The 20,794-nt window shown below is 36.9% G+C and carries 21 protein-coding genes, 1 tRNA gene and 1 riboswitch; of the genes, 10 read left to right on the top strand and 12 right to left on the bottom strand.

Translation table 11 applies throughout. The annotated features are described in order from the left end of the window. The first annotated feature begins 95 nt into the window (after positions 1–95). Together BV906_RS09555 and pepF are read left to right on the top strand one after the other, a co-directional pair. Positions 96–1,289 (top strand): competence protein CoiA, encoded by a 1,194-nt coding sequence (locus tag BV906_RS09555; protein WP_087973296.1) that lies wholly within the window; start codon positions 96–98, stop codon positions 1,287–1,289. A 105-nt stretch (positions 1,290–1,394) separates the two neighbouring features. After that, positions 1,395–3,206, top strand: coding sequence for an oligoendopeptidase F (gene pepF, locus BV906_RS09550; RefSeq protein WP_087973295.1), 1,812 nt, complete (start codon positions 1,395–1,397; stop codon positions 3,204–3,206). Positions 3,207–4,179: 973 nt separating this feature from the next. Here the strand turns inward: pepF and BV906_RS09545 are convergent. The 3 genes from BV906_RS09545 to BV906_RS09535 form a co-directional block, all read right to left on the bottom strand. Further along, the gene (locus BV906_RS09545) at positions 4,180–5,073 is read right to left on the bottom strand and encodes a ClpXP adapter SpxH family protein (protein ID WP_087973294.1); all 894 of its coding nucleotides are present in this window, start codon (positions 5,071–5,073) and stop codon (positions 4,180–4,182) included. 18 nt (positions 5,074–5,091) lie between these two features. Next, positions 5,092–5,478 carry a globin domain-containing protein gene (locus tag BV906_RS09540; protein ID WP_087973293.1) on the bottom strand — a complete coding sequence of 129 codons (387 nt, stop codon included), beginning with the start codon at positions 5,476–5,478 and terminating at the stop codon, positions 5,092–5,094. Positions 5,479–5,568: 90 nt separating this feature from the next. Beyond that, complete coding sequence (locus tag BV906_RS09535; RefSeq protein ID WP_087973292.1) at positions 5,569–6,141, bottom strand: CYTH domain-containing protein; 573 nt, start codon at positions 6,139–6,141, stop codon at positions 5,569–5,571. Between the two features lie 194 nt (positions 6,142–6,335). Between BV906_RS09535 and yjbM the strand changes: the two genes are divergently transcribed. Genes yjbM through BV906_RS09520 form a run of 3 tightly spaced genes read left to right on the top strand, consistent with a single transcriptional unit; the run spans position 6,336 to position 8,730 of the window. After that, complete coding sequence (gene yjbM / locus BV906_RS09530) at positions 6,336–6,944, top strand: GTP diphosphokinase (protein WP_087973291.1); 609 nt, start codon at positions 6,336–6,338, stop codon at positions 6,942–6,944. Between the two features lie 58 nt (positions 6,945–7,002). Continuing rightward, complete coding sequence (locus tag BV906_RS09525; protein ID WP_087973290.1) at positions 7,003–7,809, top strand: NAD kinase; 807 nt, start codon at positions 7,003–7,005, stop codon at positions 7,807–7,809. Positions 7,810–7,827: 18 nt separating this feature from the next. Further along, on the top strand, positions 7,828–8,730 hold the full coding sequence (locus tag BV906_RS09520; RefSeq protein ID WP_087973289.1) for an RluA family pseudouridine synthase: 903 nt from the start codon (positions 7,828–7,830) through the stop codon (positions 8,728–8,730). Here BV906_RS09520 and prpE read toward each other — a convergent pair. Next, positions 8,714–9,454 carry a bis(5'-nucleosyl)-tetraphosphatase PrpE gene (prpE, locus tag BV906_RS09515; protein ID WP_087973288.1) on the bottom strand — a complete coding sequence of 247 codons (741 nt, stop codon included), beginning with the start codon at positions 9,452–9,454 and terminating at the stop codon, positions 8,714–8,716. The two genes, BV906_RS09520 and prpE, sit on opposite strands and share 17 nt — an antisense overlap. 232 nt (positions 9,455–9,686) lie before the next feature. Here prpE and mgtE point away from each other — a divergent pair, with 232 nt between their 5' ends. Continuing rightward, positions 9,687–11,066: a magnesium transporter gene (gene mgtE / locus BV906_RS09510; protein WP_087973287.1), complete on the top strand. Its 1,380-nt coding sequence runs from the start codon at positions 9,687–9,689 to the stop codon at positions 11,064–11,066. Positions 11,067–11,235: 169 nt separating this feature from the next. Next, positions 11,236–11,715, top strand: a complete 480-nt coding sequence (locus tag BV906_RS09505; RefSeq protein ID WP_087973286.1) for a CotO family spore coat protein — start codon at positions 11,236–11,238, stop codon at positions 11,713–11,715. A 46-nt stretch (positions 11,716–11,761) separates the two neighbouring features. On the opposite strand, the gene BV906_RS09500 is transcribed toward BV906_RS09505, so the two are convergent. Continuing rightward, positions 11,762–12,232, bottom strand: coding sequence for a CotY/CotZ family spore coat protein (locus BV906_RS09500; protein WP_087973285.1), 471 nt, complete (start codon positions 12,230–12,232; stop codon positions 11,762–11,764). Between the two features lie 273 nt (positions 12,233–12,505). Between BV906_RS09500 and BV906_RS09495 the strand changes: the two genes are divergently transcribed. Continuing rightward, positions 12,506–12,754, top strand: a complete 249-nt coding sequence (locus BV906_RS09495; RefSeq protein ID WP_087973284.1) for a hypothetical protein — start codon at positions 12,506–12,508, stop codon at positions 12,752–12,754. Positions 12,755–12,811: 57 nt separating this feature from the next. Here BV906_RS09495 and BV906_RS09490 read toward each other — a convergent pair whose 3' ends face one another. The 6 genes from BV906_RS09490 to BV906_RS09465 form a co-directional block, all read right to left on the bottom strand. Continuing rightward, positions 12,812–13,522, bottom strand: a complete 711-nt coding sequence (locus BV906_RS09490; protein WP_087973283.1) for a YetF domain-containing protein — start codon at positions 13,520–13,522, stop codon at positions 12,812–12,814. A 123-nt stretch (positions 13,523–13,645) separates the two neighbouring features. Continuing rightward, on the bottom strand, positions 13,646–14,068 hold the full coding sequence (locus BV906_RS09485) for a GNAT family N-acetyltransferase (protein ID WP_087973555.1): 423 nt from the start codon (positions 14,066–14,068) through the stop codon (positions 13,646–13,648). A 3-nt stretch (positions 14,069–14,071) separates the two neighbouring features. Further along, positions 14,072–14,584: a YjcG family protein gene (locus tag BV906_RS09480; protein ID WP_087973282.1), complete on the bottom strand. Its 513-nt coding sequence runs from the start codon at positions 14,582–14,584 to the stop codon at positions 14,072–14,074. A 67-nt stretch (positions 14,585–14,651) separates the two neighbouring features. After that, positions 14,652–15,377 carry an alpha/beta hydrolase gene (locus BV906_RS09475; RefSeq protein WP_087973281.1) on the bottom strand — a complete coding sequence of 242 codons (726 nt, stop codon included), beginning with the start codon at positions 15,375–15,377 and terminating at the stop codon, positions 14,652–14,654. 127 nt (positions 15,378–15,504) lie between these two features. Then, positions 15,505–17,322 (bottom strand): ABC transporter ATP-binding protein, encoded by a 1,818-nt coding sequence (locus BV906_RS09470; protein WP_087973280.1) that lies wholly within the window; start codon positions 17,320–17,322, stop codon positions 15,505–15,507. Beyond that, a complete protein-coding gene (locus BV906_RS09465) occupies positions 17,312–19,042 on the bottom strand; it encodes an ABC transporter ATP-binding protein (RefSeq protein WP_087973279.1) in 1,731 nt (576 codons plus the stop codon). The genes BV906_RS09470 and BV906_RS09465 overlap by 11 nt, the downstream gene beginning before the upstream one ends. Positions 19,043–19,279: 237 nt before the next feature. Between BV906_RS09465 and BV906_RS09460 the strand changes: the two genes are divergently transcribed. After that, positions 19,280–19,352 (top strand) — tRNA-Val (locus BV906_RS09460). 124 nt (positions 19,353–19,476) lie between these two features. Here the strand turns inward: BV906_RS09460 and BV906_RS09455 are convergent. After that, positions 19,477–19,758, bottom strand: a complete 282-nt coding sequence (locus tag BV906_RS09455) for a hypothetical protein (protein ID WP_087973278.1) — start codon at positions 19,756–19,758, stop codon at positions 19,477–19,479. Positions 19,759–20,039: 281 nt separating this feature from the next. Continuing rightward, positions 20,040–20,086, top strand: a riboswitch (PreQ1 riboswitch). Between the two features lie 123 nt (positions 20,087–20,209). Between BV906_RS09455 and queF the strand changes: the two genes are divergently transcribed. Continuing rightward, the gene (gene queF / locus BV906_RS09450; RefSeq protein ID WP_087973277.1) at positions 20,210–20,710 is read left to right on the top strand and encodes a preQ(1) synthase; all 501 of its coding nucleotides are present in this window, start codon (positions 20,210–20,212) and stop codon (positions 20,708–20,710) included. Positions 20,711–20,794 lie beyond the last annotated feature (84 nt).

Genomic DNA, 20,794 nt, shown 5'->3' with positions numbered 1-20,794 from the left:
ATCCTCTTAGTTTATAAATTTTGTGTAACCAGCCAAATTAATAAGGAGGATTTTTAACATTTCTGTCGAATAAGTTGTAGACGGAGGTGGTTACTATGCTGCAAGCCATAAATAAAAATGGAACGTATACTACGCTTGCTACAATGGAACGCGAAGCTATTATCAAACTGAGAATAGGAGGGGAAAAGTTTTACTGCCCGGTTTGTGAAAGTCCAGTCATTATAAAAGCAGGAAATCAAATGATTGCACATTTTGCCCACAAAACAAGTACGAATTGCCCTTCACGTGAAGGAGGAGAGGGCATCTATCACGAACAAGGTAAACTTATTTTATATCAATGGCTCATGAGACATAATATAGATGTCAGACTAGAAGCATATATACAAGAAATAAAACAGCGCCCAGATATACTGTTAACCATAAGTGACAAGAAAATAGCAATTGAATATCAATGTGCACGAATACCGGTAGATGAAATTCGAAAGCGGAATAAAGGATACAAAGCCGCGGGAATCTTCCCAATTTGGATTATCGGTGCAAATCAGTTTAAAAGATATAATGCAACAAGCTTTAAGCTTGACCAATTCACCCGCCAGTTTATCCACCAGTATTCTTCAGACACTCCACAAGTGTTATATTACTTTGATCCACACACTTTCCAGATGGCTACTATTTACGATGTTTTCATAACTAAGAGTTCAAAAGCAATAGGTAAAATCAATATTACTTCAATCAATCAAATGAACTTCACAGATTTATTTCAGTTTACTAATTTTTCTTCGCAAGAAAAGTTAAATTTATGGGTGAAAGAAAAGCGCCATTTCCGATTAAAACCAGGAAATAATTTTTATGGAGATGAATTTACCTGGCGTAAATGGCTATATTATAAAGGGACTCATCCCCAGAATCTCCCATCCGTAATCTATCTACCAGTAAGCTCCCAACATCAAATGCAAACTCCATTATGGAACTGGCAGAGCAAACTCTGTCTCGAGATAATCCACCCCTTGCCAATTGAAACTACCTTTAGCATAGAGTCCTGTAAACACTTATTAAAAACGAGAATACTAAGTAATTCAGCATTTCCTCTTATCGTATCCAGTACAGATCCCATCGAACAATATTTTAATATATTGGAACAACTAAGCTATATTCATACTATTTCACCTGGCATTTATCAAAAAAAGAAGCAATTCGATTTTTATAAGAATGTTGAGGAAGCCATAAACGGAGATAATAATCTATTACAACAATTATTTTTCCAAAACTTGGGCAAAATACAAGCATGAACCCATTATGTTTCGATATACTAAGTAATAATATCCTGGATTTTAAAGGGATTATTAATTAATTCTAGAAATAGTAACATATAGAGAATAAAGGAGGAATTTTCCATGGCAAAATCAACAAAGGAATTACCTAAACGTAGTGAAGTACCATTAGAATCGACTTGGAGATTGGAAGATATCTTTGCAACAGATGAAGCATGGGCTGAGGAATTAAAAAATTTGCAGCAGGATATCCCAAAAGTGGAGCAGTACAGAGGGAAATTATCCGAATCTGCTGATCACCTATATGAATTACTAAAGCTACAGGATGAGCTTTCTGAACGTCTAGGTAGATTGTATACATACTCACATATGCGATCTGATCAGGATACAACCAATTCCCATTACCAAGGATTGAATTCACAGGCTGAAATGGTGTTAACATCGGCAGGTAGTTCCATGAGCTATATTGTTCCGGAAATACTTAGCATGGATGAAGAGAAAATTAGCAGCTTTTTGAAAGAAAAAGAAGGATTGCAATTGTACAAAAAGGTACTCGATGAAATTAATCGCCAGCGTCCACATGTACTAAGTGAAAAAGAAGAGACCCTGCTTGCTGAAGCGTCAGAACCAATGGGAAGTTCTGCACAAACATTCGGCATGTTGAATAATGCTGACCTGACTTTCCCGGCAATTAAGAGTGAGGATGGAGAAGAAGTAGATCTGACACATGGCAGATATTCCACTTTTATGGAATCTAAAGATCGCCGTGTGAGAGAAGATGCGTTTAAAGCGATGTATGATACGTATGGTAATTTTAAAAATACATTTGCATCCACATTGACTGGAAGTGTAAAAGCACATAATTTTGAAGCGAAGATCCGCAATTATGAATCTGCTCGTCAATCGGCATTGGATAATAATAATATTCCTGAACAGGTATACGATAATTTGGTGGAAGCAGTAAATGAAAAGCTGCCATTACTTCACAGATATACAGAGTTGCGTAAAAAGGTGTTAGGTGTTGATGAACTTCATATGTATGATATATACACACCGCTTGTCAAAGATGTTGAAATGAAAGTTACTTATGAAGAGGCTAAAGATTATGTTTTAAAAGGTTTAGCACCATTAGGTACTGACTATGCAACAATTTTAAAAGAAGGCTTTGAAAACCGTTGGATTGATGTAGAAGAAAATAAAGGGAAGCGCAGTGGCGCGTATTCGTCTGGTGCATATGGTACGAACCCTTACATCCTGATGAACTGGCAAGATAATGTAAATAATACATTTACCCTTGCCCATGAATTAGGCCACTCTGTTCACAGCTATTACACAAGAAAACACCAAGCCTATCGTTATGGTAATTACTCCATTTTTGTAGCGGAAGTTGCCTCGACGACAAATGAAGCATTGCTGAATGATTATTTATTAAAAAACTTGGACGATGAAAAACAAAAGCTCTTTATTTTGAATCATTTCCTGGAAGGTTTCCGTGGAACAGTTTTCCGTCAAACAATGTTTGCTGAATTTGAACATGATATTCATGTTAGAGCCCAAAATGGCGAAGCATTGACAGCAGATAAGCTGACAGAGATCTATTACGCATTGAATAAGAAATATTATGGTGACGCAGTTGTTTCCGATGAGGAAATTGGGCTGGAGTGGGCCAGGATTCCACATTTCTACTACAATTACTATGTATATCAGTATGCAACAGGGTATTCCGCTGCAACAGCACTTGCTCATAATATTTTGGAAGGTAGTGAAGGGTCGGTTGACCGTTATCTTGACTTTCTAAAAGCTGGAAGCAGTGAATATCCAATCGAAGTCCTGAAAAAAGCTGGCGTTGACATGACATCCAAACAACCAATTCTCGATGCACTCGCCGTATTTGAAGAAAAGCTAAATGAAATGGAAAAATTATTATTGGGATAATATATCAAAACTCTATTCGTAAGTATTGTTGATTTATATCCTCGCAGCCCGAGATAAACTGCGAAGTAAGAGTTTTTTCGGCGACCACTCTGGGGAATATACTACGCGCACCTTAGGTCGGCTGGTGAGCCTCTTCATGCTAACGCATTTCAGAGTCTTACCTATGCCTTTCCGCCCGCAGTGAACCCGGACGTGGGATAAGCACATATTTAGAGAAAACAACCATCAGTTACTTCGCAGTTTATAAAAACAATTACTTTTGATGGGGCAAACATGAGAAGTCCCAATTGGGTAGGATAATTAACCGAATTGCAGGTGAACGTATCTGCACAAAGCAGGTTTTAAAAATGTAATGGTCCATAAAAAGAGGGGAGTCGGATACAAATCCAGCTCCCTATCTTGATCTTCTATAAACATTTCGGTGTGTCATGGAGTATAAAGTTAAATAAATCGATATAAATAATAATGGCAATGTAATATAAAGTGGGATGAGGCGCATTAATCCTAGAATATTTAGAAAGAAAGCGATGAAAGTCAGCACCAGAAAAAAAACAGGATAAAGATCACGCATTAAAAATCATTCCTCCCAAGTTTTAAATGAAAATTCGCCGATAAAATCACCGGTCCCGAAAAAAATTTTAATTTTTATTTACGGTAGACAACATCAATCCCCTTTCTAATTTTTTACATTTTGATATAATATATGTTTAAAAATTACATACTAGAAGTGAACATTTTGTGAATCTATGCACATTAAGCTTGAATAGCGAAGTTGTTCTTGGTATTATAATATAGTAAGTTAAAAACAAACAAATACCCCTTTTGTTTGATCATGAAACTTTCTCCCATCCCCCTTTGTATATATACAAGGACGGAAAGAGGATATACGCTGCCCCGTATATCCTCTCTTTTTGCCTTTTTTTAGAACAGAAAGTCAATTTTCACAAAAAAATAAGCCTATTTAAGGCTTAAATCAACTTATATATTTCCAAAATGATCCGTATTTTGCTGGAATTCTTTCGACGATTCTCTGGAATTGAAGTTTTTTCATTTCCTTTTCTGTTTTTGTCATGGACCAATCATATACAACTGAAACCTCTTTTGTCCCCACAACTTCATAAAGCCTCATGAACTGTTCCAATGGTGGTTTTACAGAAGGAATTGGTGTCCGTTGCAACATCTCTTTTAAAACAAGTTCATATATTTCATAGGGATAAAGTCCTGAAATTTTAATGCCATCGTCTTCAATAACTTGATTAAAAAAAACAATAGTTGGAATATAGTCAACTTCCATTTCCCTTGTCAATTTCAAATCACACTGGAAAGCCTTTTGTGCAGAAGATGAGAAAAGGTCTTTTTCAAACTCCTCAACATCGAGCTTTGCTTCCTGTGCACATTTTGTAAGTACCTCTTCATTAGAGATATCTTGTTTTTTCAAAAATAAATTTTCCTGTAGTTTACGGAAAAATAACTTTCCAGCTTTTTTACCTTGCAGTTCTGCAGCCTTGATGGCTAGTGATGCAATCCATGGATATGTGATAGGATTATCTACCCATAAGTCACCGTCGCAGCTCATTCCTGTTCGTTTTGCTGTTTTTTCCCAGATTTCCTTCAATTTCCTTGGTTTATCAAAAGTATCTGTATTTAAAGATGTTAAGTGTCCGCTGACAATTTGACGAATCGTGAAAAAACGACCATATTCAACAGATAGCTTTTTCAAATAGGGTTCAAGTGACCAGCATTCTGCGCAAAGTGGGTCAATAAATACGTAGATTTCTATTGGTTTTTGTACATAATCAACGTAGCTATAAGTGGCCGATGTGTTTGTATGATTTGAGCTTGTAAGCACAGTTTGATTCCAACTCACATCGAACTCTCCTTTCTCTTATTCCGGCGTGTTCATCATGTGGTTTGCGGTCAAGGTTAATTTTTCAAATATAGCTGTTCGGTAGGGTTCATTTATTTCTGCTTCCTCTAATGCTTCTGCCATACATGCAAGCCAGGCATCTCTTCTTGATGGTGTAATTTCAAAAGGCAAATGCCGCCTTCTCATCATTGGGTGACCACGCTCTTCTTCATATAGTTTTGGGCCACCAAAAAATTGGGTTAGAAACAGGCTTTGTTTCCGAGCGGTTTCCGTCAGATCTTCAGGGAAAATTGGTATTAACTTTGGATGGTTTCCGACTCGTTTATAGAAAGCCTGGACTAATTTTTCGATAGTATCGAATCCGCCTATGGCCTCATAAATTGTTCCGTGAATTATCTGTTCCATAACAACTCTCCTTAGAGCGTTTGTTTATATTGTAACAACGGATGGATACCTGAGCAACAAATCTGATTGAGAAATAATAGTCAAATATACCTAATCGTTCAAGGAATAGAAAAATCTCTCAATTTTATTTGATGTTTCTCTTTTTGGAATATGGTGATCAGAAAGTATTTTTTCAAACATTTGTAATCCTGTTTGTTTTGATGTTGCTTCCAATTCGAATTCGTAATCTTGCTGACCATGATAAGTGCTGTAATCTAACACTAGCAGGACACCCTGATATGGAATTTCTCTGCGTATTGTTGTTAAGAATCCACAATAGAGAAGTTCTTTCATTGGAATTCCCTTTTTCAGCAGCTGCTTTTCTGTGTTTTTCTTTAAAACGATATTCCCGCCAAGCCAAGCGTTTGCCTCTTGATCTGTCAGCCAGTCATGTGTTTCTAGAAGTCCGTCTGGATGCGGCTCTTTCAATGTTAATTGATATTTTCCTTCTTTTTCTCTTATTCTAAGTGCACAGGCACTTTTTTTGAGTGCAAAGTCTTTTGTTTCAAAATAATGGTTGGTTTGTTTATTTCCTGAAGGTGGAAAAGGAAGACTATAAAGTAATCGATCATATTCATCTTTTGTTAAAATGTTCTTATATTCAATTTCTATTTCTTGTGTCATTTTTTATACCCCCAATGTGAAAAATAGGTTATTATTTATTATGGCTAAAGTTTAACGTCAATGCAAAGATTAGCCATTTTGGACTGATGTGGTAAAATAGGAATGGCTATAGAAACAGTTCAATTTGAATAAAGTTTTATACTTAAATTTTTTTGAACAACCTCTAATATTCGAATTAAATAAGGATGATTATGATGAACTGGGATGCTATCCTTGCACCATATAAACAAGCTGTTGAAGAATTAAAAGTGAAACTAAAGGGCATGCGATCACAATTTGAGTTTGAATCCAGTCACTCACCAATTGAATTTGTTACGGCACGCGTGAAGCCAATTCAGAGCATTATTGAAAAGGCAGAGTTACGAAAAATTTCCATGGATAATATTCAAACGGAAATGCAAGATATTGCGGGGCTACGGGTTGTTTGCCAATTTGTTGAAGATATTTATACAATCGTGAACATGCTGCATAGTCGGAGTGATTTTACCATTGTTGAAGAAAAAGACTATATCGCTAATAAAAAAGAGAGTGGATACCGTTCTTATCATATTATTATAGAATATCCGGTAGAAACAATCCACGGTAAAAAGATTATTTTGGCTGAGATACAAATACGCACGTTGGCAATGAATTTTTGGGCGACGAATGAACATTCTTTAAATTATAAATATGCAGGAAGAATCCCATCAGAAATTAAATCCAGACTTCAACGCGCATCAGAGGCGGCATTTAAGCTTGATGAGGAAATGTCCATGATTAGAAACGAAATACAAGAGGCCAGGCGGTTTTTCCGTCGAAAATAAAGTAAACTAAAACAAAACATTTACATAGGAAGAGAAATAATGTTAGGGGAGATTATGGATGAAGTTTAAAATTGTTTCAAGAGGCGATGAACGTTCCAATAAACTTAAAGCAACGATGAAGCAATATTTAATTGATTTTGATTTAGTGTATGCAAAGGAGGACCCAGATCTTGTTATATCTGTTGGCGGCGATGGGACATTCCTCGAGGCATTTCATCGATATGCACATCGACTAGAATCCACGGCCTTCATAGGTGTGCACACCGGACATTTAGGGTTTTATGCGGATTGGGTCCCAGATGAAGTGGAAAAATTAATTATTGAAATCGCAAAGACACCATTCCAGACAGTAGAATATCCTTTGCTGGAAGTTATTATCCGCGCAAAGACGGGAGGAACAGAAGATCGCTATCTTGCATTGAACGAAGCGATGATAAAGACAGCTGATGGCTCTTCTGTTGTATTCGACGTGGAAATCAAGGGTGAGCATTTTGAGACGTTCCGTGGTGATGGTATTTGTATTTCAACACCATCAGGAAGTACCGCCTATAATAAAGCTTTAGGCGGGGCGATTCTTCATCCATCTTTGGAAGCAATACAAATTACTGAAAATGCATCGATAAATAATCGTATTTTCCGTACAATTGGCTCCCCCTTAATTTTGCCAAAACACCATACCTGTTTTCTAAAGCCTATGGTGGATAGTAGTTTTCTGATTCAAATCGATCATTTCACAAAAAATTATCAAAATGTAAAATCAATCCAATGCCGTGTGGCACAAGAAAGAGTCCGTTTTGCCAGATTCAAGCAGTTTCCTTTCTGGAATAGGGTACGAGACTCGTTTGTAGCTGAAGAAGACAGGTAGATAGTGAGGCGTAATACAATGAAATGGGTCATTGAAAAGCAACATTCAGGAATGATTATCCGGGAATATTTGCAACAGATTCATGGTTTTTCTAGACGGATTATCATTGCAATCAAACATGATGGTGGAACGATCCATGTGAATGGCTGTAATCAGAATGTCCGGTATATTTTGGCTGAAGATGATGTTCTTGAAGTGGAGTTTCCGAAAGAAAAGGTCAGTGTGTCACTAATACCTGAGAAAATGAATTTGAACATCGTTTATGAAGATGATGCTGTTATCGTTTTGAATAAGCCTGCAGGCATGGCTACAATGCCTTCTCCAAACCATGTATCAGGTACAATGGCTAATGGATTGCTTGCATATTATGAAAGTCAAAATAGAGGGGCGTATACAGTACATGTAGTCACGAGACTGGATGCCAATACTTCTGGTTTGGTTTTAATTTCAAAAGATAGGTACAGTCATTCACTGTTGTCTGCTTCTCAAAAAGAAAAGAAGATACACCGTAAGTATACTGCAATTATTGAAGGTAAGTTGAAACTAGAGGCCGGGATAATCGATGAGCCAATTGCCCGAAAAAAGGGATCGATTATTGAGCGGGAAGTCAATGAAAAAGGGAAACAAGCAGTTACCCATTATTGGAAGCGGAAAAATATTGGCGATCATTCTATCGTTAATATCGAACTGGAGACAGGAAGAACCCACCAAATTCGGGTGCATTTTTCCTATCTTGGGCACCCATTGGCGGGGGATGATTTGTATGGTGGATCGTTAAGGTTAATAAAGAGACAAGCTTTACACTGCTGTGGTCTTAGCTTTGAACATCCAATTACAAAACAAAGGATTGAATTTGAATCTGAAATCCCCCTGGATCTGCAGCACTTAGCAGCGAGCATGGGCTTTAAGGAAAATCATTAAATTTCTCTTCTAGCAGTGGCTGTTTTGATGGAACGGCTACTGTTTCTTTCTCTGGCAGACGGAATGCTGTTAATTTATTCCCAAATACACAGCCGGTATCAATATTAATGGTGTTGTTGACAATTCGCGGTTCCTTAACAGGTGTATGCCCATAAACAATCCAAGTGTTTCCTTGGTAATGCTTTGCCCAGTCTCTGCGAATCGGACGACCATCTGTATCAAACTCACCAGATATATCTCCGTATAATACAAATGTTTTAACTTTTTTATCTGTACGACCGATTAAGTTTTCCTTAATTCCCGCATGTGCAACGATAACTTTCAGTTCGGGAAGCTGCAGGTAAAGGGGGGCATGCTCATATAATGTAATAAATTGCTTGCTAATAAACTTTTGATCTCTCGTATTTAACGAGCGATATTCCGCAGTAGTTGTTTCGAGTCCATGTTTCTCCAGAACTTTATTACCGAGGAAAAACCGATATAACTTATTACAATGATTGCCAGGTACATAGTAAGCTTTCTGGTGTTCAATCACCATTTGATATACCAGTCTAACCACAGATAAAGAATCTGGACCACGATCAGTAATATCTCCTACAAAGGTGGGGACTCTTCCGTCAGGGTGTATGTAGATTTCATTTTCAAGGACATATCCCAATTTTAAAAATAGGGCATGAAGCTCATCCATGCATCCATGAACATCCCCAATCACATCAATCTTCATAACATACCTCCTTTATACAATGTTGCAATCGTATAAAATTTTATTTAGTATAGTTCAAGTAGAAAAACAAAAGAATTTCACATACCCTATATATTGGTATTGTACGCTATTTTATAAGAAATTATTTGGATTTAATCATTAAGGAAAAGGAAATTGTTTAAAGAAGGGCTTGTTGGGAAAATATATATGAGTTATCTTTTGTTTTTGGAAGGAAGAAAGCGGGGGAATGAGAATGAAGCATGACAGTTTTGATGAACAATACGAAGAAAAATACAGGGAACATTTTCAGGCTGTACAATTATCTTTAAATGAAGAAAATATGGAGGGTTTCCGATCGGATTTCCTAGAAATGCATCCATACGATCAGGCGATGTTTTTCAAAGAACAGCAAATAGTAAACCGTCAGCATATATATAGTTATTTATCACCGGAAGAAATGGCAGAAGTAATGATTAATATTGAATTGGAAGATATAACTGATTATTTTACCGAAATGGATCCACGTTATGCAGCGATGATCTTTTCGGAAATGCCTGCCGATGATGCAGTAGATATTTTAAATGAACTGGATAAGGAACAAGTTGCCAGTTTCTTGATAATTATGGATGAAGAAGCTGCTGATGAAATTAAACAATTACTTCATTATGAAGAGAAAACGGCCGGTAGTATTATGACTACTGAGTATGTTGCAATCTTTAAAAATCAGACAGTAAAAGAAACGATGCAACTACTCAAAACAGAAGCACCGAACGCTGAAACGATTTATTATTTATTCGCACTGGATGAGGAGAAACACCTCGTTGGGGTTGTCTCTATTAGAGATTTAATCATTGCAGACGAAGACGTTATAATTGAAGAGATTATGAGTTCCCAGGTAGTTGCCGTTTCTGTAGCAAAAAATCAGGAAGATGTTGCACAAATGTTCAGAGACTATGACTTCCTTGCATTACCTGTTGTGGATTTTCAAGATCATTTATTAGGAATTATCACTGTCGATGATATTTTGGATGTTATGGAAGAAGAGGCGAGTGAGGATTATACGAGACTTGCTGCTATGTCTGATACAGACAGAAAAAATGATACGGCGTTCACTTCTGCAAAGAAAAGATTGCCATGGCTTATTATATTATTGTTTTTGGGACTATTCACTGCCAGTCTGATTGGTCGATTCGAAGCGACGTTGAACCAGGTCGCAGTTCTTGCCATCTTTATTCCTTTAATCGCAGGTATGGCTGGGAATACAGGTACACAGGCCTTGGCGGTTGCTGTTAGAGGACTTGCGACTGGAGATTATGGTAATGATGGCAAAATGAAATTAATTTTGCGTGAAGCAGCTACAGGACTTATTACAGGTAGCATATGTGGAGTGCTGATAAGCGTAGTTATTTATGTATGGCAAGGGAATCTATTTCTAGGCTTACTTGTGGGCTTCTCCATTATGGCTTCACTCATTGTTGCGACGCTTGCAGGAGCGTTAATACCAATGATCATGCACAAATTCAATATTGACCCAGCAGTAGCATCCGGGCCATTTATAACAACAATCAATGATATTATGTCCATCTTGATTTACTTCGGCCTCGCAACAACATTTATGGCATATTTAGTATAATCTTTTTATATGAAAGCATCTTTCCTGGTAGGGAAGATGCTTTTTAATTTAGGAACGATAAACGAAAAAAGTAGGGGAGCAATAAATGTTGTTAAATTGGGTATTTATAACATTTTAATTAGTGGGTTCATATAATGGGTTGAGGAAAGAAGGAAGGGGAGTTTAATCTATGGCTGAAAAAAAGAGTTATGCCAATGATCCGCTGCTTTATATTCATCAAGCGAATAGTAGTAATGCCCAGGCACCGATGCAGCATAGTTATATGAGCAGCAGGAAAAAAGCAAAGCAAGATAAGATAAATTCTGCTGATGAAGAAGTTGTAACAGCACCGAGAAAAGTAAATAAAAGGAAGTCATCATTTCAAAAGGAGATAGAACGAGAAGAACCTCAAAACGACAAAGATCAGGAAGAAGTACCTAAAAGAAAAAACTTTAAGGAGATGGATATTCCAGAAAAAATAGATTACTTTATAAATCGCCCGGATTTTGCACCACAAGTTAAATGTGAAATTAAAACAAGTGAAAAAAGCTATCGAGGGATTGTAACTGGTTTTGAGGAGAATTATGTATTTTTAAAACCGACGAATCGAAAAACACCGGTACAAATTGGGATGGATGATATAAAGGATGTTCAACTACTTGGATTTTAAATTAAAACACCATGAGGGAGTCTCCCTCATGGTGTTTTAATTTTACTTAATTATTGAATGCACTAACAGCTGGAAGACAAGTTATATGACAGAAGCAATCCAAATCAACCGTAATGCATATTCCAGTAGCTTCTAAGTCATCCGTACTTTGGTCTGTCGGATCTTTAAGATGTTCATGTCCGCAAGACTCACCGTTTTTCAACAGTAATTCAAGAACAGCACAGTTATCATCGTCTACTTTTTTGACTCTGAATATAAAGCTTGCAACGATCTCACCAATACCACCATTGTATCTTGGTGCACCGAACCCTTTAAATGGTTTACAGTCTTTGCAATATAGAATTACTGGTACTGTATCTAAACCATTACCATTATCAGAATCACCTAATAAGTCGCTGATTGATTGGTCACAACTCGTGTCACAGCAATTTTCCACGATATCATTTTGTGCTTCTACAATGTCTTTTAAAATATCTGCTACACAGTTACCTGTATCGAATTTTTTTCCACAACCCATGAAAAATAACTCCTTTCAAAAATTGATTTTACTTTCCTTATAGGATATGTGTCATGTCTTGGATGGTGTGGGCATATGTATATTTTTAGTTCTTGTTGCTTTTTAAGAAGCAGGTAAAAGCCGTCTACATATAATATAGTGGTGCTAAAAAAAATGAGGTTTTATATACATGTTAATGGGGTACCTGAATAATAGAGATTATAAAGACGGACATAAAATAATAAAACTCAGCGTATATTATTTGAAATAATCTAAAATATGGAGGTGGGGAATTTGGGATACATATTACCAGTCGACCATTACCAATATAATGATTATCATAAAAGGGTCACACAACAAAAGGAAAATAAGCACTATATTGAAGCGCCATTTAAAGTGATTTTGGATCAACAGCATCAAGAAAATTCCGCAAAATACGATGCTTTAAACCGAACTTCAACCCAAAATGTAAGCAGGGATGCGTCAAGTGATATATTTGGAATGTTGACAGGTAAGGGGAGAAATTTTAGTGCTTCAGTCTAAAGGTAAATAAAGACACTCACTATTTTTAATGGTAATGAGTGTCTTTTTAATGTGTCGTTATTCCATATCCCACTTTTGATGGTTTCTATTAAGGATTGGATGTACCAACAGTTCTTTGTTTTTTACATATTCCACGAAAAATACATCTTCAAGACGGTTATAGCCCTGTTCTTTCAACTTCTCTTTCAACCATTGCTCCGTCAGGTTCTTTTCTTTTAAATTATCGTAAATAATCTCACCGTCATTGACTAGCGTTGTCGGTATAATAACTTCATGTTGCGAAAGCTTCATTTCTTTCCTGTTTGGTGTTTGATAATCTGATTTTTTTAATACAGAAATGGTTCCATTAGCTTCAAAAATTCCAAATTCAACTTCATCCATAGAAAATATATCTTTTGCACGAAGTAGATGTTGAAGTTGGTTAATATCCAGTTTGTTTTTTTTCATTGTATCGCGTATTAGCTTGCCGTTATAAATAACTATTGCTGGACTTCCTTCAATTAAATGTCGTGTACGTTTAAATTTCTGTGTAATGATTTCCGTAGTGTACAATAGTATTCCATATACGGCGACTACGAAAGCAATTTCAGGAATACCAGCTTTCTCATCGAATAATGCATTTCCTACAAGTTCCCCTAATAATAAGGCAGAAATAAAATCGAAAGGAGTAATCTGGTTGATTTGTGATTTCCCCAATACTTTAGTTATAAGAAATAAGGCAAAAAAACCAAATATCGTTTCCGCAAACATAGATAAATATCCTGACATAGAGTCCAGCTCCCTTGCATAGCGCATTCAGTTTTAGGGTAACCATAATTTCAAGAACCATGTATCCAGTTAACTCTTAATTCAAGAAAAAAGATGCGCCCATAATTTATATGGGTGCACCTTTTACAGTTCTTTAATCATTGTAATATGTGGTATTCCTGCATCAAGAAATTCGCCGGAAACAGTTTGATAACCTAATTTTTTGTAGAAGTCCTCTGCATGTGTCTGTGCATTTAGCTTTGCCTTATTATAGCCTTTAGCTGCAATAACTTTCTCCATCTCATGAATGATTTGTTTGCCGTAGGATTTACCGCGGTAATCTTTGAGCACACAAATTCTCTCTAGCTTACCATATTCATCAACAAAACGGAGACGACTAGCAGCAATCGGCAACACATCATCATATGTAATGAAATGTATTGCTGATGCGTCATGTTCGTCCAGTTCTTCATCTGAAGGGACGTTCTGTTCCTCGACGAATACATTCATTCTAATTTTATATGCATGTTCAAGTTCTTCTCTGGTGTTTACTATTTTCGTGTTCATCACTTATTCCTTTCCAAATACAAATGTTTCATAAACCGTCCATGAACCATCATCAAGTTGATAAAGTAACTGGAACCGATCAACTTCATCTTCAAAATGAAATTCTTCCATTTCCAATCTGCCAAATATATCCGAATACTCATCATCTAAAAGGTCCTGAGCAATCGTAATATGTGGAACATATGGATGCTTGTTATTGTCCTCAAATATCCCTGTATGCATCCGTTCATGCAAGTCCAGGAGAGCCTGAATTGGTTCCACCTTAAAGTAGATGGCGTTTGTTATCGGGGCAAAAGATCTTACCTTATCGATATTAATCCTAAATGGCTCCACTGCATTTGCAATCGACTTGAGTTCCGTTATCAAGCCATCCAGGTTATGATCCTCCGCTTCAAATGTTTCTTTTAAGGTAATATGAGGCGGAATCCAGGAATAGTGTGGGTCATAACGTTTTCTGAATGCGTTTGCCTGATCTTGAATTGGTTTCGAAGGAAAAATAGCAATTCCATAATTCATGAGAGAACCTCCTGTAATATAGGATTGGATTTTTAACCATTATAGCAAAAATTTAAAAAGAAAAGAATTAATTAAACATCGTAGTTAAAACCCGTGTCATATCTTTTTGCCAATATTTCCAGGTATGCTCGCCGGCTTCTAGTTCATAATAATGATACGTTGATCCTTTTCTGTTTAATAGTTCATTCAATTCACGGTTTGGCATTAGAAAATCAGATTTACTTCCATCAGTTGTGCTTACATCGGCTTCATTTTCCCCAATTGTATGATAAATATCGATGAATTGAAGATTATCAGCATTCTTGGCCGCATTTATTACTTTTGCGTCAACGTAAGGCGATTGCATGATGACTTTGCCGAATGTATTGGGATATTTAATCGCAGTCATTAATGCAATTGTTCCTGCAAGAGAATCTCCCATTAAAGCTCTTGTTTGCCCCAAATGATATGTCGGAACGAATTCATCCAATAAAGGTACCACTTCATTAATGAGAAACTTCATATATGCTTCATTTTGTTCACCGCTCGGATGGTACTTTTCCCAGCGGTCATAACGGTCCTTATAATGGATACCTGCAAATACTGTATTCGTAATTTCATGACTGTCGTGAAGTCTGTCACTTAATGTAGCGACCCTGCCCATCTGAAAGTAGTCATTCCCATCTTGCATGATACAGATATTGTATTTATAAAGAGGAGAAAATGTCTCTGGTTGGTAAATCATTAAAGTCATTGTCTCATTTAAGTAACTACTCTCAATTTCTTTCTCTACCATTGTACCTTTTCTACCCAAATCAATACACCTCACATCTTATATAATTGACAAAGCGTTTACTATCAGTCTATCACTAAGCAAATGCACCTGTCACCCCTTGGTAAAATTCGACAAAAACCAGGTAGTAATAGGTGTCTAAACAAAGCTATTTTAGTTGCCCTTTATAGAGTTGGTAGTAGTTGCCTTTTTGTTTGATGAGTTTTTCATGGCTTCCTTTTTCAATGATTTCTCCATTTTCCAGCATAATGATTGTATTTGCTTCCTGGATGGTGTTTAACCGGTGGGCGATTACAAAGCTTGTTCTACCAGTCATCAGGCGTTTTAATGCATCTTGGATCTTCAATTCGGTAATCGTATCAATATTACTTGTCGCTTCATCCAAAATGAGGATGGAAGGTTCTGCAAGCAATGCTCTGGCAATCGTAAGTAATTGTTTCTGCCCTTGGCTAATACCACTGCCATCCTGATCAAGGATAGTGTCATATCCATTAGGTAATTTCATAATGAAATCATGTGCATTAGCATCTTTTGCGGCAAGTTCTACTTCTTTATTTGTTGCTTCCAATCGACCATAACGAATATTTTCCCAAATGGTAGCATGAAATAGAAAGGCATCTTGCAATACAAAGGCCATATGTTTGCGGAGACTGCTTCGCTTAATATCTTTTATTTCCACACCATCCAACGTAATTTTCCCATTATCATAATTATAAAAACGAGAAATTAGATTAATGATTGTTGTCTTACCTGCCCCGGTATGACCAACAAAGGCAACCGTTTCACCAGCGCGTGCTTCAAAACTGATATTCTTTATGATCTCAGTATCCTCATAACCAAATGTCACCTGATCAAACTTAATATTCCCATTTGTACTGGAAATCTCAATTGCTCTAGTTTCATCGATTTCTTCCTCTGTTTCGTCCATTACATTAAACACACGCTCCGCACCGGCAATTGCTGAGAGGAGCACATTAAACTGGTTGGAAAGTTCATTGAGCGGGCGGGTGAACTGGCGGGCATATTCTGTAAAAATAACGATTGTACCGACCGTGACAAGTTGTTGATCGTAAATAATGACTAAAATACCACCAACCAATGCTATCAATCCAAAACTTAGGAAATTTAACATATTCATTACTTTTGGAATTAAGCCGGAAATAGCTAATGCCCAGAAACCAGTATTTTTTAGTTCGCGATTACGCTCTTCAAACTGCCCAATAACTTTCTCTTCTTGTGAGTAGGTTTTAACAACATGCTGTCCTGAAACAATTTCCTCCACATAGCCGTTCACTTCGCCTAAATTCCTCTGTTGCAGTTTATATAGTGGACCGGTTCGTTTCGTAATCCACTTCATTGCAAAGAACATAACCGGAACGACGGACACCGTTACAACAGTCAGGATCGGACTCAAATAAAGCATGACAGCAATTGTCCCGACGAGGGTGAGGATACTGGAGAATATCTGTATCACGGATTGATTCAATGTATTATTCACATTATCGATATCATTGGTTAATCGGCTCATCAATTCACCATGCTGCCGCTTGTCAAAATAGGCAATGGGCAAACGATGGAATTGCTTAAACAAATCTTTCCGTAGTGCATAGACCGTATTTTGAGCAATCCCAATCATCGAGAAACTTTGCAGAAAGATGGACAGGGAATGGAATAAATAGACGAAAATCAATCCGATTAATAGCATACCAAGTCCAGTGGCTTGCTGTGTTACAATGAAATCATCAATTGCCATACCGACTAAAAATGGACCGAGAAGAGCTAATCCGGAACTCACCATCACCATCATAATAACGAGTGTAAGCTTTGCTTTTTCTACTGCCAAATAATCCCAAATCCGTTTTAGTGTTGCCCCTATATTTTTGGCTTTTTTCTTATTACCAGCTGTAATATTTTCTATTGGAATCTTTTCATATTGAAAAGGAGCTTTCAAGGAACTATTTGACATCTGCATACTCCTTTCCAAATTGGGATTCTACAATCGTTTGATAAAGCATAGAAGTCTTCAGCAATTCATCATGCGTCCCAATCGATAGAATTTCTCCTTCATCTAGAAGTAGAATTCGATCAGCACTGCTTGCTGTTGAAACTTTTTGCGTAATAATAAAAAGGGTACAGTTATATTTCTCAAGTGCATGTAATAGCTGGGATTCTGTAGCTAGATCAAGCGAACTCGTACTATCATCTAGCATTAAAATTTTCGGTTGTCTGATTAATGCACGAGCAATGGAGATCCGTTGCTTTTGCCCACCAGATAGGTTAACCCCTTTTTGGCCAACTTTTGTTTCATATTGGTTGGGAAGGTCCATAATCGTATCATGGATTTGGGCATCCTTTGCCGCTTGGATAACATCCTCCGTTGTCGCTCCTTTTTTGCCCCAGGCAATATTATCTGTGATAGTCCCTGTAAAAAGGAGAGGACTTTGCGGAACATACCCGATACTCCCGCGAATCTGGTCAAATGAGTAGGAGGTAATCGGTTGATCGTCCACGAGGATTTCGCCACCATTCAAATCATATAATCTTGGCATCAACTGGAACATCGATGTTTTCCCAGAACCTGTTGCACCAATAACAGCGAGCTTTTCACCATCATTAACCGTAAAGGAAATGTTCTTTAATGTTGAATTATCTGCTCCAGGATATTGAAAGGATACGTGTTTGTATTCTACTTTACCTTCAGAAACTGCCATTTCCTGATTTGCATCCGGATTATCCAATAAGTTCACATCAAGGGATAGCACTTCATCAACACGATGTGCAGATGCCTTTGTTCTGGAAAGAGCCATAATAATAAAAGAAAACATTGAAATCGCCATTGCTACACGAAGTGCATAATTAACTATCGTAACAACTTCACCAACATTCGCTTGACCGGAAATGGATTGGGTGTTTCCGAACCAAATAATAAAGATAATACTCATATTCATCACAAATAAAAGGACAGGCATGGATGCTTCTATAAAACGAAATGTTTTTCTTGTAATGTCTGCCAAACCGGTATTTGCTTCGGTAAAACGTTCTTCCTCATAGTCGCGCCTTGTAAAAGCTTTAATTAAGCGCATCCCTGCAAGATTTTCCTGCATCACACGGTTAACATCATCGACTTTTCCTTGAACGTTAGAAAAGAGCTTACTGGCAATTTTAAGTACCCATAATAGGAAAAATACTAGTAATGGTACCGTTATAAGAAAGACAACTGCTAACCTTGCATTTACAATAAAGGCCATAATAACCCCGCCAATTACTGTCAGCGGAGCTTTTGCCATAATGCGGAGTGCCATGAAGATCGTGTTCTGAATCTGTCTAATATCATTTGTAAACCGTGTTACAAGCCCTGATGTAGGATACTGATTCAAATTGGCAAAAGAAAATGCTTGAATTTTTTCAAATAACTTCTGACGAATATCATATCCAAACGCAAAACTAACATGGGAAGAGAAAAAGGAGTTCAATACACCTGCAATTAATGAAATAAATGCGAGACCAATCATAATGCTCCCCCACATGATAATATTATTGATATCTTGCCCCATCACACCTTGATTGATCATCAGTCCCAGGAATAAAGGAAGAAGTAATTCTACTGACAGCTCTACAAGCATTAAAGAGAACGCAACTAAAGACTGCAGTTTATAAGGCTTTAAATAGATAAAAACACTTTTCAAAAGCAACACACCCTTAATCTCAGATAAAAGACAATTTTCTATTATTATAAGTACTTCACAGGATTTTATCCAGTATTGTAATTCGTATTTCGAAATGACTTTAGGAAAGAGGGGAGATACAATGAAATTCATATTATGTGGGATATAAAGATATTATTCAGTTATTTTCATTTTTATATGGTTAGTTATTGACAGATTGGATTAATCCGTATATAGTTTATTATATTAATTACATACGATTCCGTAGCTCAGCTGGGAGAGCGCATGCTTGACAGGCATGAGGTCGTTGGTTCGAGCCCAATCGGAGTCATACTATCTAAAAGGTCTGTATTCCTTGTTGTTCAAGGGGTATGGCCTTTTTTTTGAAGTAATACAGAAAAAATAGGCTGCCAACTCGACAGCCCACAAACAATGATAGCTTTGTATACCTTAACTTAATGCTGATTTCTTTTCTCCTGTTCTTCTAACTCTTCCATTTCACGATGTGTCTGTGGAAAACCGTTTGCCATCCATTCAGCTCTATGTGCATGATCAAGTTGGGTTAATCCTCTTTCTGCAGGATCCTTATCAGCATCCACACTTTCTATCTTGTCAACTTTTTGGCTATTGCTCATACCCGACTCACTTTGTCTTTGTTTATAAGCTGTCATTGCCAATACTGCACCACTAGCTGTGAGTGCTGAGCCCAGAATAAGGTTCATTGTTGAATTTTTCATAATATCCCTCCACATTATATATTTTGCGTCATATTACTTGTCATACCCCTTTTTTGCTTTCTTTAAAAGCTTTTCAATAAATAAATTTTACTGGAGCATAAAAATTAGACGTAGATTCTTTTTACTTTTAAGAAATATACTTATTATTATGGTGCTTTAAAAGGTTGATTTAAATCGATGAAGCATTGGGGAATAAGGAAGATGGAAGCAGAAAGAACCATACCCATGCTTCCAACTAGGTAGGTTTTATGGTATGATAGGGGTATATGTTCTATAAGTTTGCGGAAGAGGTTCATAGTTATTACCCTCTATAAAAAACTATGGATACTTGACTATTATGCCATGTCCATATCGGATGTGGCTTTTTATACTTCATCTCTTTGTTTTGCGTAGAACGGGGATGCCTCTTAACGAAATTGTGGAAAAATATGTATACAAAGGAGATTTTTTTATGTCTGGTCGAAATGATAAAGAAGGATTGAAAGATCTAACATTGCTGGGGAACCAGGAAGTAGAGTATTCGTTTGATTATGCACCAGAAGTTCTGGAGTCAGTTGATAATCTGCATGCGAATCGTGATTACTTTGTGAAATTCAATTGTCCGGAATTCACTAGTCTATGTCCGATAACAAAACAACCGGATTTTGCGACAATGTATATTTCTTATATACCGAATAAGAAAATTGTTGAAAGTAAATCATTGAAATTATACTTATTTAGCTTCCGAAACCATGGAGACTTCCATGAAGATTGTGTCAATATTATTATGAATGATTTAATTAAGCTACTGGATCCAAGATATATAGAGGTTTGGGGGAAATTTACTCCACGTGGAGGTATTTCAATCGATCCGTGGTGTAACTATGGGAAAGTCGGTACAAAATACGAAGAAATGGCAACACATCGTTTAATGAATCATGACCTGTATCCAGAAAAAATTGATAACCGATAAAAGAGAATAATTAGTAACGTATTTGGTAAAGGAAAGAGGGGAGAGATTGATTAACCCTTCCATGAAAACAGAGTCTCCTTGGAA

It is taken from the genome of Oceanobacillus rekensis, assembly GCF_002153375.1.
Lineage (GTDB): Bacteria > Bacillota > Bacilli > Bacillales > Amphibacillaceae > Oceanobacillus > Oceanobacillus rekensis.
The sequence above is the reverse complement of the archived record's forward strand: the minus strand, read 5'-3'. Positions and strand labels throughout refer to the sequence as shown.

Bases quoted from the DNA above. Each gene is read 5' to 3' on its own strand.
- BV906_RS09555 (WP_087973296.1), top strand. From the start codon at position 96: ATGCTGCAAGCCATAAATAAAAATGGAACGTATACTACGCTTGCTACA.
- pepF (WP_087973295.1), top strand. From the start codon at position 1,395: ATGGCAAAATCAACAAAGGAATTACCTAAACGTAGTGAAGTACCATTA.
- BV906_RS09540 (WP_087973293.1), bottom strand. From the start codon at position 5,478: ATGGAACAGATAATTCACGGAACAATTTATGAGGCCATAGGCGGATTC.
- BV906_RS09535 (WP_087973292.1), bottom strand. From the start codon at position 6,141: ATGACACAAGAAATAGAAATTGAATATAAGAACATTTTAACAAAAGAT.
- yjbM (WP_087973291.1), top strand. From the start codon at position 6,336: ATGAACTGGGATGCTATCCTTGCACCATATAAACAAGCTGTTGAAGAA.
- BV906_RS09525 (WP_087973290.1), top strand. From the start codon at position 7,003: ATGAAGTTTAAAATTGTTTCAAGAGGCGATGAACGTTCCAATAAACTT.
- BV906_RS09520 (WP_087973289.1), top strand. From the start codon at position 7,828: ATGAAATGGGTCATTGAAAAGCAACATTCAGGAATGATTATCCGGGAA.
- prpE (WP_087973288.1), bottom strand. From the start codon at position 9,454: ATGAAGATTGATGTGATTGGGGATGTTCATGGATGCATGGATGAGCTT.
- mgtE (WP_087973287.1), top strand. From the start codon at position 9,687: ATGAAGCATGACAGTTTTGATGAACAATACGAAGAAAAATACAGGGAA.
- BV906_RS09505 (WP_087973286.1), top strand. From the start codon at position 11,236: ATGGCTGAAAAAAAGAGTTATGCCAATGATCCGCTGCTTTATATTCAT.
- BV906_RS09500 (WP_087973285.1), bottom strand. From the start codon at position 12,232: ATGGGTTGTGGAAAAAAATTCGATACAGGTAACTGTGTAGCAGATATT.
- BV906_RS09490 (WP_087973283.1), bottom strand. From the start codon at position 13,522: ATGTCAGGATATTTATCTATGTTTGCGGAAACGATATTTGGTTTTTTT.
- BV906_RS09485 (WP_087973555.1), bottom strand. From the start codon at position 14,068: ATGAACACGAAAATAGTAAACACCAGAGAAGAACTTGAACATGCATAT.
- BV906_RS09480 (WP_087973282.1), bottom strand. From the start codon at position 14,584: ATGAATTATGGAATTGCTATTTTTCCTTCGAAACCAATTCAAGATCAG.
- BV906_RS09470 (WP_087973280.1), bottom strand. From the start codon at position 17,322: ATGTCAAATAGTTCCTTGAAAGCTCCTTTTCAATATGAAAAGATTCCA.
- BV906_RS09455 (WP_087973278.1), bottom strand. From the start codon at position 19,758: ATGAAAAATTCAACAATGAACCTTATTCTGGGCTCAGCACTCACAGCT.
- queF (WP_087973277.1), top strand. From the start codon at position 20,210: ATGTCTGGTCGAAATGATAAAGAAGGATTGAAAGATCTAACATTGCTG.